The 14,934-nt window shown below is 66.0% G+C and carries 13 protein-coding genes; 11 read left to right on the forward strand and 2 right to left on the reverse strand.

Annotated elements, in window-relative coordinates; all coding sequences use genetic code 11:
• Nucleotides 1–36: 36 nt before the first annotated feature.
• Together AC1RR3_RS26380 and AC1RR3_RS26385 are read right to left on the reverse strand one after the other, a co-directional pair.
• On the reverse strand, nucleotides 37–285 hold the full coding sequence (locus AC1RR3_RS26380) for a DUF3551 domain-containing protein (protein WP_492826114.1): 249 nt from the start codon (nucleotides 283–285) through the stop codon (nucleotides 37–39).
• Nucleotide 286: 1 nt separating this feature from the next.
• Nucleotides 287–607, reverse strand: coding sequence for a DUF3551 domain-containing protein (locus tag AC1RR3_RS26385; protein ID WP_492826116.1), 321 nt, complete (start codon nucleotides 605–607; stop codon nucleotides 287–289).
• 253 nt (nucleotides 608–860) lie between these two features.
• Between AC1RR3_RS26385 and AC1RR3_RS26390 the strand changes: the two genes are divergently transcribed.
• The 11 genes from AC1RR3_RS26390 to AC1RR3_RS26440 all read left to right on the forward strand — a co-directional run bounded on the left by AC1RR3_RS26390 (nucleotide 861) and on the right by AC1RR3_RS26440 (nucleotide 14,932).
• Nucleotides 861–1,583, forward strand: coding sequence for an outer membrane protein (locus AC1RR3_RS26390; protein WP_492826118.1), 723 nt, complete (start codon nucleotides 861–863; stop codon nucleotides 1,581–1,583).
• Nucleotides 1,584–2,046: 463 nt separating this feature from the next.
• Nucleotides 2,047–5,550: a DNA polymerase III subunit alpha gene (gene dnaE / locus AC1RR3_RS26395; RefSeq protein ID WP_492826120.1), complete on the forward strand. Its 3,504-nt coding sequence runs from the start codon at nucleotides 2,047–2,049 to the stop codon at nucleotides 5,548–5,550.
• A gap of 110 nt (nucleotides 5,551–5,660) precedes the next feature.
• Nucleotides 5,661–6,182, forward strand: a complete 522-nt coding sequence (locus AC1RR3_RS26400; RefSeq protein ID WP_492826122.1) for a hypothetical protein — start codon at nucleotides 5,661–5,663, stop codon at nucleotides 6,180–6,182.
• A gap of 87 nt (nucleotides 6,183–6,269) precedes the next feature.
• Complete coding sequence (locus AC1RR3_RS26405; RefSeq protein WP_492826123.1) at nucleotides 6,270–7,010, forward strand: carbonic anhydrase; 741 nt, start codon at nucleotides 6,270–6,272, stop codon at nucleotides 7,008–7,010.
• Between the two features lie 197 nt (nucleotides 7,011–7,207).
• Entirely contained in the window at nucleotides 7,208–9,640 is a 2,433-nt protein-coding gene (locus tag AC1RR3_RS26410; protein WP_492826125.1) for a caspase family protein, read from the forward strand.
• A gap of 218 nt (nucleotides 9,641–9,858) precedes the next feature.
• Nucleotides 9,859–10,854 carry a 30S ribosomal protein S2 gene (locus AC1RR3_RS26415; protein ID WP_492826127.1) on the forward strand — a complete coding sequence of 332 codons (996 nt, stop codon included), beginning with the start codon at nucleotides 9,859–9,861 and terminating at the stop codon, nucleotides 10,852–10,854.
• Between the two features lie 136 nt (nucleotides 10,855–10,990).
• Complete coding sequence (tsf, locus tag AC1RR3_RS26420; RefSeq protein ID WP_492826129.1) at nucleotides 10,991–11,914, forward strand: translation elongation factor Ts; 924 nt, start codon at nucleotides 10,991–10,993, stop codon at nucleotides 11,912–11,914.
• Between the two features lie 61 nt (nucleotides 11,915–11,975).
• On the forward strand, nucleotides 11,976–12,692 hold the full coding sequence (gene pyrH, locus AC1RR3_RS26425) for a UMP kinase (RefSeq protein ID WP_492826130.1): 717 nt from the start codon (nucleotides 11,976–11,978) through the stop codon (nucleotides 12,690–12,692).
• Nucleotides 12,693–12,760: 68 nt separating this feature from the next.
• Nucleotides 12,761–13,324, forward strand: coding sequence for a ribosome recycling factor (gene frr / locus AC1RR3_RS26430; protein WP_492826132.1), 564 nt, complete (start codon nucleotides 12,761–12,763; stop codon nucleotides 13,322–13,324).
• 10 nt (nucleotides 13,325–13,334) lie between these two features.
• On the forward strand, nucleotides 13,335–14,093 hold the full coding sequence (locus tag AC1RR3_RS26435) for an isoprenyl transferase (protein WP_492826134.1): 759 nt from the start codon (nucleotides 13,335–13,337) through the stop codon (nucleotides 14,091–14,093).
• On the forward strand, nucleotides 14,090–14,932 hold the full coding sequence (locus tag AC1RR3_RS26440) for a phosphatidate cytidylyltransferase (RefSeq protein WP_492826136.1): 843 nt from the start codon (nucleotides 14,090–14,092) through the stop codon (nucleotides 14,930–14,932). The genes AC1RR3_RS26435 and AC1RR3_RS26440 overlap by 4 nt, the downstream gene beginning before the upstream one ends.
• Nucleotides 14,933–14,934 lie beyond the last annotated feature (2 nt).

A 14,934-nucleotide genomic window follows, 5' to 3' on the forward strand; every position in this document is an offset into this window, starting at 1 on the left:
GAGCGGTTGCATATCAGCGTCCCGCCTGCGCCACCCCTAATCAGCGCGCCGCGATGAACGCGCGGGTTTCTTCGCCGCGAAATACGGGTTCGCAACACAGCTCGCCGAACGACCAACCGCGAGAAATCTGCACTGCGCGAGCGAGGTGTAGCGGCAATCGAAATAGCCGACCTGGCCGTAGATCTGCATGCAGACGGGATAGCTCGGATCATAGGTCTGCGCACGCGCAGGCGCGCTCGCCTGAAGCAGGCTGATCGCAACCAGCGCGAGGCAAGCGCTGCGCATCTCAGCGCGGCAGGTAGGTGCTTGGTGAATAACCCGGCACCTGCGCGCGGGGACGATTCTGATACGCGTAGGGATCATCGCTCTGGCCTGCGAAATACGGGTTGGCGATGCAGGTCAGCGCGCGGCCCGACGAGCTCGCCTGACACTGTGCGTAAGTGTCGAATGTGCAATTGCTCAGCCCCGGCCATTCATCGCCGGTCAGGCAGAACGCATGATGCGTACCGAATGCGTGTGCGGGCGTGCTTGCGCTCAGCGTGAATGCGAATGTGGCGAAGGCGAGCGAAAATGTGGCGACAATGAGGGAGGCAATTCGTTCACGCATTTCGATTCTCCAATCACGCGATCGTGCGCGCGACGATGTTACGCGCGCATGCACTGCATCTCGTGTAGTCGACATTGGAATTGCTGAAAACTCTTGTTTCAAAGGGTTTCCAGCGCGCCTCGCTAAATCTTCATTAATGAAGCGCGGCCCTTTGGAGTGAACTGTTGCGTCGAGGTTACAGCAATTCCGTCGATCGCTGGTATGACGACGCCACGGCCCGGGGGCCTACTGAAGAAACTGGAACGGGATTCAAATGAAGAAGAACTTGTTGCTTGCCGCTGTGAGCCTCGTCGCGCTGAGCGCGGCTGCACCGGCGCTGGCTGCTGATCTCGCGGCGCGGCCTTACACCAAGGCTCCTGCGATGGTCGCCACGATCTATGACTGGAGCGGCTTCTACATCGGCATCAACGGCGGCGGCGGCTCCTCGCACGCGACCTGGGATCTGGTCGGCTTCGGCCGCGACGGTTCGCACGATGCGACCGGCGGCACGGTCGGTGGCCAGGTCGGCTATCGCTGGCAGTCCGGCCAGTGGGTGTTCGGCGTGGAAGGCCAGGGCAACTGGGCCGACTTCTCCGGCAGCCACGTCGGCGCGATCTCCGGCTTCACCAACAACACCAAGATCGACTCGTTCGGTCTGATCACGGGTCAGGTCGGTTACGCCTGGAACAACGTGCTGGTCTACGTAAAGGGCGGTGCGGCTGTGGTCGGCACCAAGTACGACGCCTCGTTCGCCGGCGTGTCGCTTGCTTCGGCCAACGACACCCGTTGGGGCGGCACGGTCGGCGCAGGCCTCGAATACGGCTTCGCTCCGAACTGGTCGGTTGGCGTCGAGTACGACCATATCTTCCTGGGTGGCAAGGATCAGACCCTGACCGGCGGCCTCGGTGCTCTGGCGATCCATACCAAGCAGGACGTCGACATGGGCCTCGTCCGCGTGAACTACAAGTTCGGCGGCCCGATCATCGGTCGTTACTGATACAGATCGCTCATTTCGAGCGGTTGCGGAAAGCCCCGGCCTCGTGCCGGGGCTTTTTTGTTGCGTGAATTCAGCGAGTTAACCATCGCATTTTGATGTGGCCGAGAGTGCTTGACTCCCGAGAACGAAATGAGAACAATGTTCTGCATACGTTCCAGAAAGGGAGCAAACCATGTTCAGGATTTTCGTGGAAGAAGCCGCCGCACTCGCCTCGATCTCGCTGTTCGTCGGGATGATCGCAATCTGGGCGCAGGTGATTCCGCAGCTCTAGTGCGGCGACTGATGATGTTCCCCTCAGTACCCCCTGGGGAAAAGCGGGACGACGCGGCCGTTCCGTAGCTCCGGCGTGGACTCTCGCGGCCCGACGCCCCACCATTGTGAGGCGAGTCGGCCGAGCAAGCGCAGGATGCGTTGAGGAGCCGGCGACCGCTCCATCTCATCTGCAAGAGGCCGTCACGCGACCATGCCGAGCGCCGGATTTGTCCACCTTCACGTTCACTCGGCCTATTCGCTGCTCAAGGGCTCGATCAAGATCGCCAAGCTCGCCGAGCTCGCGAAGAAAGACCACCAGCCGGCCCTGGCGCTGACCGACACCGACAATCTGTTCGGTGCGCTGGAATTCTCCGACAAGATGGCGGGCTCCGGCATCCAGCCGATCGTCGGCTGCGAGCTTGCGATCGATTTCGGCGATCAGGATCCGAACGCGCGCAATGCGATGGGGCCGTCGCGCATCGTGCTGCTGGCCGCGCAGGAACGCGGCTATCGCAGCCTGATGCGGCTGAATTCACGGGCATTCCTCGAATCGCCCGACAGCCATGCCCCGTTCATCAAATTCGACTGGTTCGACGGCGAGACCGAGGGGCTGATCGCACTGACCGGCGGACCGGACGGCCCGATCTCGCTGGCGCTTGCCGGCGGCATGGCCGAACTTGCGGCGACGCGCTGCGAGCGTCTCGCTCATCTGTTCGGCGACCGCCTCTACATCGAATTGCAGCGCCACAACATCGACAGGGAGCGGCGCGTCGAGAGCGGCTTGATCGACATCGCCTATGCGAAGGGCCTGCCGCTGGTCGCGACCAACGAGCCGTATTTCGCCGCGACCGACGATTACGAGGCGCATGACGCGCTGCTCTGCATCGCCGGCGGCCGGCTGATCGCCGAGACCGATCGCGTTCAGCTGACGCCCGATCACCGCTTCAAGACCCGGGCCGAGATGGCGCTGCTGTTCGCCGACATTCCGGAGGCGCTGGCCTCCACGGTCGAGATCGCCGAGCGCTGCTCGTTCCGCCCGATGACGCGCAAGCCGATCCTGCCGTTCTTCACGGTCGGCGCCGCCGCGAGCTCCGATGCCGCTGCGGTCGAGTCGGCCGAACTGAAGCGCCAGGCGGAGGAGGGGCTCGCCAACCGTCTGCGCGTGCACGGCCTGTCGCAGGGCACGACGGAGGAGGACTACAACAAGCGCCTGGCGTTCGAGCTCGACGTCATCATGCGCATGAAATACGCGGGCTACTTCCTGATCGTGTCGGACTTCATCAAATGGGCGAAGTCGCAAGGCATTCCGGTCGGGCCGGGCCGCGGCTCCGGCGCAGGCTCGCTGGTCGCCTGGGCGCTGACCATCACCGATCTCGACCCGATCAAGTTCGGCCTGCTGTTCGAGCGCTTCCTCAATCCGGAACGCGTCTCGATGCCGGACTTCGACATCGACTTCTGCCAGGACCGCCGCGGCGAGGTGATCAAGTACGTCCAGGAGCGCTACGGCCGCGACCAGGTCGCGCAGATCATCACCTTCGGCACGCTGCAGGCGCGCGGCGTGCTGCGCGACGTCGGTCGCGTGCTGCAAATGCCCTATGGCCAGGTCGACAAGCTGACCAAGCTGGTGCCGCAGAATCCGGCCGCACCGGTGACGCTGGCGGCTGCGATCGAGAGCGAGCCGAAGCTTCAGGCCTTCCGCGATGAAGACCCGGTGGTGGCGCGCGCCTTCGACATCGCGCAGCGCCTCGAAGGCCTGACACGCCACGCCTCGACGCACGCGGCCGGCATCGTGATCGGCGATCGCCCCCTGAGCGAACTCGTGCCGATGTACCGCGATCCCAAGTCGGACATGCCGGTGACCCAGTTCAACATGAAATGGGTCGAGCCGGCCGGCCTCGTCAAATTCGACTTCCTCGGCCTGAAGACGCTGACCGTGCTCGATGTCGCGTGCAAACTGCTCAAGCCGCGCGACATCCATGTCGATCTCGCGACGCTGCCGATCGACGATGCCGAGAGCTACCAGATGCTGGCGCGCGGCGAGGTGGTCGGCGTGTTCCAGGTTGAAAGCCAGGGCATGCGGCGTGCGCTGGTCGACATGCGCCCGGACCGTTTCGAGGACATCATCGCGCTGGTGGCGCTCTATCGCCCCGGCCCGATGGCGAACATCCCGACCTATTGCTTGCGCAAGCACGGCGACGAGGAGCCGGAATATCTCCATCCGGTGCTGGAGCCGATCCTGAAGGAGACCTTCGGCGTCATCATCTACCAGGAACAGGTGATGCAGATCGCGCAGGTGATGTCGGGCTATTCGCTCGGCGACGCCGACCTCTTGCGCCGTGCCATGGGCAAGAAGATCCGCGCCGAGATGGACAAGCAGCGCGACATCTTCGTCGCCGGCGCGGTGAAGAACGGCGTGCCGAAGGCGCAGGCCGAAACCATCTTCGAGCTGCTGGCCAAATTCGCCGACTACGGCTTCAACAAGAGCCACGCGGCGGCCTATGCGCTGGTGTCCTACCACACCGCCTACATGAAGGCGCATTATCCGGTGGAGTTCATCGCGGCGTCGATGACGCTCGATCTGAACAACACGGACAAGCTGTCCGAATTCCGCTCCGAGGCGCAGCGTCTCGGCATCAAGGTCGAGCCGCCGAACATCAATCGCTCCGGTGCGACCTTCGAGGTCGGCGAGAAAACCATCTACTACGCGCTCGCAGCCCTCAAGGGCGTCGGCATCCAGGCGATCGACCAGATCATCGAGGAACGGACGAAAAACGGTCTGTTCACCTCGCTCGCCGATTTCGCCGCGCGGGTCAGCCCGCGCGCGATCAACAAGCGCATCATCGAGAGTCTCGCCGCCGCCGGCGCCTTCGACACGCTGGAGTCGAACCGCGCCCGCGTCTTTGCCGGTGCGGATGCGATCCTCGCCGCCTGCCAGCGCGCGCATGAGGCTGCGACCGTCGGCCAGAACGACATGTTCGGCGGCTCGGCCGACGCGCCGACGATCATGCTGCCGCAGATCGAGCCATGGCTGCCCGCCGAGCGCCTGCGCCGCGAATATGATGCGATCGGCTTCTTCCTGTCGGGCCATCCGCTCGACGACTACGCCACCGTCCTGAAGCGCCTGCGGGTGCAGAGCTGGGCCGAATTCTCGCGCGCGGTGAAGACCGGCGCCACCGCCGGCAAGGTCGCGGCGACCGTCGTGTCGCGCATGGAGCGGCGCACCAAGACCGGCAACAAGATGGGCATCATGGGGCTTTCTGATCCCACGGGCCATTTTGAGGCGGTGCTGTTCTCCGAGGGCCTTGCGCAATATCGCGACGTGCTCGAGCCAGGCGCCGCCGTGCTGCTTCAACTGGGGGCCGAGCTCCAGGGCGAGGATGTGCGCGCGCGCGTGCTGCATGCCGAGCCGCTCGACGATGCCGCCGCCAAGACGCAGAAAGGCCTGCGCATCTTCGTGCGCGACACCAAGCCGCTCGACTCGATCGCCAAGCGTCTCGCCGGCCCCGACATGGCGGCGTCGAACGGCGCCGCGCCAAAAGTCGGCAGCCCCGGCATCGCGCCGCGCGGAAGCGGCGACGGCGAGGTCTCGCTGGTGATGATGCTCGACCTCGAGACCGAGGTGGAGATGAAGCTGCCCGGCCGCTTCAAGGTCTCGCCGCAGATCGCCGGCGCGATCAAGGCGGTCGCGGGCGTCGTGGACGTGCAGCAGCTCTAGCCGCCGCGCTGCGGCCGTCCCGGCATTTCATCAGGTTGTCTTACTGGGGCGGTTGCAACTTTTCGCTGTTTCCGGTTAGCATGCTCCCGGGGAAGTTTGAGGGGCGTTTGATGTTTCTGCGTGGGCTGGTGCTGCTGATGGCGGCGGCATTGCTGTGTGGCTGTGAGACCGCGAGGAGCGGGCTGGATTATTCGGAGACCTTGCGAAAGGTCGGGCCGCCAAGGGCGGGGCAGGCACGCATCGTCGTGCTGCGCGAAAAAGGCTATGGCGGCCTCGCCGATGGAGCCTTCGACTTCACCCTCGATGGTGCGCCGCTCACGGGCCTCAGGACCGGGACCTATGTCTACGTCGATCGCCCGGCCGGCCCGCACCAATTCTTGGCGCAGGAGATGGGTTTCCCGGGCGTCACGCGCGTCGATTTCGCAGCGCAATCGGGGCAGACGCTGTTCTTTGTGGCGCGCTTCAGCGATCGCAAGAATGCCGTGATCGCCAATGCCAGCACGGGATTGCTGGGCTATGGTCTCACGCTCGCGATGACGGCCGGCTACAAGAATCAGGGGCCGATGGATTTCCTGGCGCTCGATGACACGGCCGCGCGAACGACGATCGCGGAGTTGCGGCTGGCGCAGTAAAGGCGCATCAAGGCACCTCGTTTCGTGACGCTGTCGCAGCCTGCAGATCTGTGCTGATCGTCCAACCACCGAGGCGAGGAGCGTACCATGTGCGCCAAGTGCTCTGAAAGTCCGTTTGATTGTCGCAGTCCCACGCGGCGGTCGGCCTTGTTTCTCGCCGCCTCCGCTCTCAGCGTGGCCTTTGCCGGCGAGGCCCTTGCCAAGGATACCAAGTCACCGCCCAAGCCGCAGAACGTGCTGTCGCCCGATGCGGCGTTGAAGCGGCTGATGGAGGGCAATGCGCGCTATGTCGACGGCGTGTCGCGCCGTCATGATTTCAAGCATGAGCGTGAGGCGCTGGCCGGTGGGCAGAACCCGTTCGCAGCCGTGCTGAGCTGTGCCGATTCACGCATCGCGCCGGAATACGCCTTCGACACCGGCCGCGGCGATCTCTTCGTCTGCCGCGTCGCCGGAAATTTTGCCGGCACCGAAACCATCGCGAGCATGGAATATGCGGTGGCCGTGCTGAACGCGCCGCTGATCCTGGTGCTCGGCCATGACAGTTGCGGCGCGGTCGATGCGACGCTGAAGGCGATCAAGGACAACAAGCCGCCGCCGGGACACATTCCCTCGCTGGTCGATGCGATCACACCCGCTGCCAAGGCTGCGATGCAGCAGGGCGGCGAGGTGCTCGACAAGGCGATCCGGCAGAACGTGATCGACAACGTCGCCAAGCTGAAGTCGGCCGCGCCGATCCTCAATGCGGCGGTGGAGCAGGGCAAGCTCAAGGTCGTCGGCGGCATCTACCGGCTCACGACGGGAACGGTCGATCTGATCGCGCAGGGCTGAACGAGCCGACTGGTCTTTCGCTCGTCTGCCGCCGCGAAGCTTACGCGGAGCTGACGCAACAGGCTGGGGTCGGAGGGTGCCATGCCACCGCCTCAATCCAAGCCTTTCGTGACAAAGTGTTTCGTTCAAGTGTCATTCAGCTGGCCGCGCGTTTCATGCGTGTTGGCACCTCAACAACAAAAGCGGGCAAGCAAGCCATGCGTGGGACGCTCAGAATCTTCATCTGCCTTCTCTTGCCGATTGTGGCCCTTGCCGCGAGCGCGCCGGATTCGGCGCGTGCGCAGCAGCAGGAAAAGCGCATCGCGCTCGTGGTCGGCAACGGCGCCTATGCCAAGTCGCCGCTGGCGACGACCGCGAACGATGCCGGCCTGATCGCGCAGACGCTGCAGGCGGCGGGCTTCGATGTCGTCGGCGCGCGCGATCTCGACGGCGACACGCTGCGCAAGAGCTTTCGCGACTTCATCCAGAAGGCGCAGGCCTCCGGCCCAGGCACCGTCGCGATGATCTATCTTGCCGGCTATGGCGTGCAGCTGGCCGGCGAGAACTATTTCATCCCGGTCGATTCCAACATCAGCCGCGACACCGATATTCCGACCGAGGCGTTGCGCATCAGCGACTATGCGCGCCAGCTCGCGTCCATTCCGCTCAAGGCCAACATCGTCGTGCTCGATGCGGCGCGCGCGCAGCCCTTCGTCGAGGGCGGACAGCCGATCGCGAGCGGGCTCGCGCTGGTCGAGCCTGACCCGAACATGCTGATTGCATTCAATGCGGCGCCGGGCACGGTGGCGCCGGAGGAGCCCGGACCCTACGGCATCTACGCGCAGTCGCTGGCCGAGATGATTCGCACCGGCGGCCTGCCGCTGCCTGATGTGTTCGACCGCGTTCGCCTGCGCGTCAACGAGGCCAGCAAGGGCGCCCAGGTGCCGTGGAACGAGCAGAAGATATCCGCGCCATTCTCGTTCTTCGAGCGCGGGCCCGACGCGCCGCCACCGGAGAACACACCCGACCAGGTCGCTGCGGTCCGCGACAAGCCGATCCGTGATCTCGGCGTGCAGGATGCCTATGCCGCTGCGCTCCAGCGCGACACGCTGCCGGCCTACGAGGAATTTCTCGCCGCCTATCCGAACGATCCGATGTCGAAGCGCGTGATGGCGATCGTCGCGGCGCGCCGTGAAGCCATCACATGGCGGCGGACTTATCGCACCGACACGCCCGAAGCCTATTGGTCGTATCTGCGCCGCTATCCGCGCGGCCCGCATGCGGGCGATGCGCGTCGTCGCCTCGCCATCCTGACCGCGCCGGTCGAGCCGCCGCCGACTTTTGCGATGATCGACTATGACGTGCCGCCGCCGCCGCCGGAGGAGATCGTCTATGTCGATCGTCCGGTGCTGCTGTTCGGCGATCCCGTGTTCGGCTTTGCGCCGCCACCGCCGCCGCCGGTCTACTATCTGCCGCCGCCACCACCCGACTTCGTCGTGCTGGCGCCACCGCTTGCCGTGGTCGGCCTGTTCGTGCTGCCGCAGCCGGTGTTCGTGCCGATCCCGGTTTTCGTCAGGCCGCCGGTCTATGTCGCGCCGCCGCCGAACAACATCATTTATGCCAACATCCATAACACCACGGTCATCAACACCGTGATCAATCGCCCCATGTCGCCTCCGCCGGGGCCTGGCGCGGGACCGGGTAATCTGGCGCCCGCCGTTGCCGGCCGCGCCAACGCGGTAGGGCCGGCCGTGCCGCAGGCGGTCGCGCAACGCGCGGCCCTGATCCAGCAAGGCAAGGCGCCGATGCCGCCGAGCGCGGCGATCCAGCCGACGGCGAGGCCCGGGACACCGCCGGTGACGCCGGCCAATGTCGCGCCCAATGCGGGACCAGGAGCAGGACCCGGTGCCGTCCCAGGTGCAGCTCCAAGTGCCGTTCCAAGTGCGGCGCCGACCGCTGCGCCGCAGACCAAATTGCCCGCCGCCAACACGTTGCCGGTTCCAGGAACCCATGGTGGCCCGCCGGTGCCGCCAGCGGGGGCGGGGCCTTTGCCGGGCGGCAGGCCCGCGCCGACGGCGACGGCCCCTGGTGCAACGCCGCCGGGCCATCCGGTTGCACCGACCGCGGCGGCTCCGGCAATTGCCGCGCCCAATGCGACAAATCCGGCCGCTGTGCCTGGCCAGCCGCCGAAGCCGCCGGTCGCACAGACACCGCCTGGGGCCGGACCTGCCGGTCGCGCCAAGTCCGCAACGCGTGAGCCGGCCGGCCCGCCGCCCGCCGCCGCGGGAAAACCGGTTGCCCAGCCGCCGTCAGCTGCGCATGAGCCGATCAGGCCGCAGGCCAGGCCGTCGGCCCCGCCGCAGGCGGCAAGACCAGCTGCACCGCCGCCGCCGCGGCCCCAGGCTGTGGCGCGGCCGACGCCGCCGCCTCCACCGCGGGTGTCGGCGCCGCCGCCCCGGATGGCTGCGCCTCCGCCACGACCGGCCCCGCCGGTCGCTGCGGCCCGGCCCGCGCCACCGCCTGTCGCTCGGCCGGCCCCGCCACCGCCGCCACCCCGGGTGGCCGTCGCCCCACCGCGGCCGGCAGCACCGCCGCCACGCCCCGCGGCGCCGGCGCCCAAGAAGTGTCCACCCAACCAGCCCAGGTGCTAGGGGGAGGGCGAGGGGGCAGGGTATTTACGGAAGGGGCCTCTCGCGGGCGAAAACCGCCCCCGAAAGGCCCTTATTTCCTTGCTTCTGGCGGCAATGGCGCTATATAGCGCCGCATCTCACACGGAAGCATGGCTCACAAGGCCGTCCGGTGGCAGCCGGGGCGACAACGCTCCGTCTTGCTCACACGCTTCCGGAGGAACAACCGGAGAATTAGAACGATGGCGCTACCCGATTTCACCATGCGTCAGCTGCTTGAAGCTGGCGTGCACTTTGGTCACCAGTCTCACCGCTGGAATCCGAAAATGGCTCCGTTCATTTTCGGCGCCCGCAACAACATCCACATCGTCGACCTCGCGCAGACCGTGCCGTTGCTGCACACCGCCTTGCAGGCGGTCAGCGACACCGTCGCCAAGGGCGGCCGCATCCTGTTCGTCGGCACCAAGCGCCAGGCGCAGGACGGCGTCGCGGACGCTGCCAAGCGCTGCGCGCAGTACTTCGTCAATTCGCGCTGGCTCGGCGGCACGCTGACCAACTGGAAGACGATCTCGGCCTCGATCAAGCGCCTGCGTCACCTCGACGACGTGCTGGCCGGTGGCGAAGCCAATTCCTACACGAAGAAGGAGCGCCTGACGCTTCAGCGCGAGCGCGACAAGCTCGACCGCTCGCTCGGCGGCATCAAGGACATGGGCGGTCTGCCCGACCTGATCTTCGTGATCGACACCAACAAGGAAGACATCGCGATCCAGGAAGCCCAGCGGCTCAACATCCCGGTCGCCGCGATCGTCGACACCAATTCGGACCCGAAGGGCATCACTTATGTGGTCCCGGGCAATGACGACGCCGGTCGCGCCATCGCGCTGTATTGCGACCTGATCGCGCGTGCCGCGATCGACGGTATCTCGCGCGCCCAGGGCGATTCGGGCATCGACATCGGTGCCTCGACCCGTCCGCTGGCCGAAGAGCTGCCGGCGGCATCGTCGAGCGGCTTCCAGGGTCTTGCCGGTCCGCGCGGCACCGCCGACGACCTCAAGAAGCTCCCGGGCGTGTCGGGTGCGATCGAGAAGAAGTTCAACGACCTCGGCATCTTCCACTACTGGCAGCTCGCCGAGCTCGACCACGACACCGCGCACAAGATCGGCGAAGAAGTCGGTCTGCCGAGCCGTGCGGATGCCTGGGTGGCCAAGGCCAAGGCGCTGACCGCGGAAGCGGAATAGTCAAAACGGGCGATCGGTTGGCCGGATACGATCCGGCCACCATTTCATTCAGTTGACGCGAATTCCTGAGATGGACCGCGGCGGGGCGATTGGAGCCACGCCGCGGCAAACCGGCAGGCAAGAAGGATTTTCAACGATGGCAACGATCACAGCTGCGATGGTCAAGGACCTGCGCGAGTCGACCGGCGCGGGCATGATGGACTGCAAGGCCGCGCTGACCGAAAACGACGGCAACATGGAAGCGGCGCAGGATTGGCTCCGCAAGAAGGGCCTGTCGAAGGCCGCCAAGAAGTCGGGCCGCGTCGCGGCCGAGGGCCTGATCGGCGCGCTCACCAAGGGCAACAAGGGCGTCGTGGTCGAGGTCAATTCCGAGACCGACTTCGTCGCGCGCAATGGCCAGTTCCAGGGTCTGGTCAAGATGATCGCCCAGGTCGCGTTCGACGTCGGCGCCGACGTCGAGAAGATCAAGGCCGCCAAGGTCGGCGACGTCACGATCGAGACTGCGATCAATGATGCGATCGCCACCATCGGCGAGAACATGTCGCTGCGCCGCGCCGCTTCCCTCGAAGTGAGCCAGGGCGTGGTGTCGCACTACGTCCACGGTGCCGTCATCGACGGCGCCGGCAAGATGGGCGTGATCGTGGCGCTGGAATCGCCGGGCAAGGCCGACGAGCTCGCCGCGCTCGGCCGCCAGATCGCGATGCATATCGCGGCCACCAACCCGCTGGCGCTCGATCCGTCCGGTCTCGATCCGGTGGTCGTCAAGCGCGAGAAGGACGTGCTCGCCGACAAATATCGCCAGCAGGGCAAGCCCGAGAACGTGATCGAGAAGATCGTCGAGTCCGGCCTCAAGACCTACTACAAGGAAGTCTGCCTGCTCGAGCAGGCCTTCATCCACGACACCGGCAAGTCGGTGGCGCAGGCGGTGAAGGAAGCCGAGGGCAAGGTCGGCGGCGCTGTGAAGATCGCGGGCTTTGTGCGCTATGCTCTCGGTGAGGGAATCGAGAAGCAGGAAAGCGACTTCGCGGCCGAGGTCGCGGCGGCCAGCGGCAAGAAGTAAGCGCCGGAACGTTCCTTCCGGCGCGCCGCCGGAAGCGGCGCCCGGATAAGGAAAAGTGCTCATGACTGATCCGGTCTATCGTCGCGTGGTGATCAAGCTGTCCGGCGAATATCTCGCGGGATCGCAGGGTTTTGGCATCGATCAGCCGACCATCGACCGGGTTGCAGACGATCTGATCGCCGCCCGCCATCTCGGCACCGAGGTTGCGGTGGTGATCGGCGGCGGCAACCTCTTTCGCGGCGTCGAGGTCTCCTCGCGCGGCGTGTCGCGCCCGACCGGCGACACCATGGGCATGCTCGCCACCATGATGAACTGCCTCGCGCTGGAAGCGGCGATCGAGCGCAAGGGTACGCCGGCGCGCACGCTGTCGGCCTTCGTCATGCCCGAGATTTCCGAGCTGTTCACCCGCACCGCGGCGCACAAATACCTCGCCGAGGGCCGGATCGTGCTGCTCGGCGGGGGAACCGGCAATCCGTTCTTTACCACGGATACGACCGCGGTGCTGCGCGCCGCCGAGATCGGTGCCGAGGCGGTGCTGAAGGCGACCAATGTCGACGGCGTCTACTCGGCCGACCCGAAGAAGGATCCGACCGCGACGCGGTTCGACCGTCTGACGCATTCGCAGGCAATCGAGGGCGGTTACAAGGTGATGGATGCGACCGCCTTCGCGCTTGCCCGCGAGACGTCGCTGCCTATCATCGTGTTCTCGATCGCCGAACCGGGTTCGATCGGGGCGATTCTGCGTGGCATCGGCCACGGAACCATCGTCGCCGGCTGACGGCTCATCAGGCGCGCGCCCTTAGGGAGGGCGGGGTGAGGTCGCCGGGATTTTGAAGGAGAAACGTGATGGCCACGGGTAATTTCGACCTCAACGAAGTGAAGCGCCGCATGCAGGGCGCCATTCAGTCGCTCAAGCACGAGCTTGGCGGCCTGCGCACGGGCCGCGCGTCGGCCTCGATGCTCGATCCGGTGCAGGTCGAGGCTTATGGCAGCCATATGCCGCTCAACCAGCTCGCCACCGTCAGCGTGCCCGAGCCGCGCCTGATCTCGGTGCAGGTCTGGGACAAGTCGATGGTCAAGGCGGTGGAGAAGGCGATCGTCGATTCCAATCTCGGCCTGTCGCCGGCGACCGAAGGCCAGGTGCTGCGCCTGCGCATCCCCGAGCTCAACGAGGAGCGCCGCAAGGAGCTGGTGAAGGTCGCGCACAAATACGCTGAAGCCGCCAAGGTCGCCACGCGCCACGTGCGCCGCGACGGCCTCGACGTTCTCAAGAAGCTCGAGAAGAATCACGAGATGTCGGAGGACGATCAGAAGCGTCACGCCGACGACGTGCAGAAGGCGACCGACGGCACCATCACCGAGATCGACCAGCTGCTGGCCGCCAAGGAAAAAGAAATCCTGACTGTTTAAGGCCGCCTCCATGTCCAACGCCGCCGCGCCAGCAACGGAAGGACCCGATCGGTCCGACGCGCCTGCGCATGTCGCCATCATCATGGATGGCAACGGGCGTTGGGCGGCCGCGCGCGGTCTGCCGCGTGCGGAAGGGCATCGCCGCGGCGTTGAGGCGCTGCGCCGCGTGGTGCGTGCTTCGCACGAGCTCGGCATTCGCTATCTCACCATCTTCTCCTTCTCTTCGGAGAACTGGTCGCGCCCGGCGAGCGAGATCGGCGATCTGTTCGGTCTGCTCCGCCGCTTCATCCGCAACGACCTCGCCAGCCTGCACCGCGACGGCGTCAAGGTGCGCATCATCGGCGAGCGCGACGGGCTCGAGGGCGACATCTGCGCGCTGCTGAATGAAGCGGAAGAGCTGACGCGCGACAACACGCGCCTCACGCTGGTCGTCGCCTTCAACTACGGCTCGCGGCAGGAGATCGCGAAAGCGGCGCAGAAGCTCGCGCGTGAGGTCGCGGAGGGCAAGCGCGATCCCGACACGATCGACGCGGAGACGCTGGGCGCGCATCTCGACGCGCCCGACATTCCCGATCCCGATCTGATCATCCGCACCAGCGGCGAGCAGCGCCTGTCCAACTTCCTGATGTGGCAGGCGGCCTATAGCGAGCTCGTGTTCGTGCCGATCCACTGGCCCGATTTCGACAAGGCGGCGCTGGAAGGCGCGATCGCCGAATTTGCCAGGCGCGAGCGCCGTTTCGGCGGCCTCGTCGCGAAAACCGCCTCGTGAGCGAACCCGACGCCGCACCGGCGGGCGCCAAGCCTGCCCCGAGCAATCTCGTGATGCGAGTCCTCGCAGCGCTGGTGCTGGCGCCGCTGACCATTGCGGTCGCTTACGCCGGCGGCTGGCTGTGGGCGCTGCTGGTCACCCTGGTGTCGATCGGACTGTTCGCCGAATGGCTGATGGTGGTGGGCGCGGGCTCGACCGCGCTGACCGGGGCAGGGACGATCGTCATTGCCACGATGGGCTTGTGCGTTGCTTTCGGCGCGCTCAAGACCGCCGTCGTCACCGGCCTCATCGGCGGCGCGATCGTGACGCTGATCGCGCGCGGCAAGTTCGTCTGGGCCGCCACGGGATTCGCCTACGCATCGGCGGCGCTGCTGGCCTCGATCCTGGTGCGGAAGGATCTCGTCAACGGCTTCGCCGCGCTGATGTTCGTCCTGCTGGTGGTGTGGGCGACCGATATCGGCGGCTATTTCGCCGGGCGCAGCATCGGCGGTCCGAAACTATGGCCGCGCGTGAGCCCGAAGAAGACCTGGTCCGGAGCGCTCGGCGGCTTTGTGGCCAGCCTTGCGGTCGCGGCCGGCTTTGCGGCTTCCGGGATCGGGAAGGCGGTTCCGCTGCTGCTGGTGAGCGCTGCCCTCTCGGTGGTGTCGCAGCTCGGCGATCTCTTCGAATCCGCGGTGAAGCGGCGCTTCGGTGTCAAGGATTCCAGTCACTTAATTCCCGGCCATGGCGGTCTATTGGACCGTCTGGACGGCTTTGTTGCCGCCATCCTGATGGCATGGATTATCGGCTTCCTCCGCCATGGTGTGCATAGCGCCGGAAGCGGTCTTATGGTTTGGTGAGA

It is taken from the genome of Bradyrhizobium sp. GW821-FHT13H05 (assembly GCF_058804065.1).

Coding starts and splice junctions, on each gene's coding strand:
- AC1RR3_RS26390 (WP_492826118.1), top strand. CDS start 861: ATGAAGAAGAACTTGTTGCTTGCCGCTGTGAGCCTCGTCGCGCTGAGC.
- AC1RR3_RS26385 (WP_492826116.1), bottom strand. CDS start 607: ATGCGTGAACGAATTGCCTCCCTCATTGTCGCCACATTTTCGCTCGCC.
- AC1RR3_RS26380 (WP_492826114.1), bottom strand. CDS start 285: ATGCGCAGCGCTTGCCTCGCGCTGGTTGCGATCAGCCTGCTTCAGGCG.
- pyrH (WP_492826130.1), top strand. CDS start 11,976: ATGACTGATCCGGTCTATCGTCGCGTGGTGATCAAGCTGTCCGGCGAA.
- AC1RR3_RS26415 (WP_492826127.1), top strand. CDS start 9,859: ATGGCGCTACCCGATTTCACCATGCGTCAGCTGCTTGAAGCTGGCGTG.
- tsf (WP_492826129.1), top strand. CDS start 10,991: ATGGCAACGATCACAGCTGCGATGGTCAAGGACCTGCGCGAGTCGACC.
- AC1RR3_RS26400 (WP_492826122.1), top strand. CDS start 5,661: ATGTTTCTGCGTGGGCTGGTGCTGCTGATGGCGGCGGCATTGCTGTGT.
- frr (WP_492826132.1), top strand. CDS start 12,761: ATGGCCACGGGTAATTTCGACCTCAACGAAGTGAAGCGCCGCATGCAG.
- dnaE (WP_492826120.1), top strand. CDS start 2,047: ATGCCGAGCGCCGGATTTGTCCACCTTCACGTTCACTCGGCCTATTCG.
- AC1RR3_RS26405 (WP_492826123.1), top strand. CDS start 6,270: ATGTGCGCCAAGTGCTCTGAAAGTCCGTTTGATTGTCGCAGTCCCACG.
- AC1RR3_RS26410 (WP_492826125.1), top strand. CDS start 7,208: ATGCGTGGGACGCTCAGAATCTTCATCTGCCTTCTCTTGCCGATTGTG.
- AC1RR3_RS26435 (WP_492826134.1), top strand. CDS start 13,335: ATGTCCAACGCCGCCGCGCCAGCAACGGAAGGACCCGATCGGTCCGAC.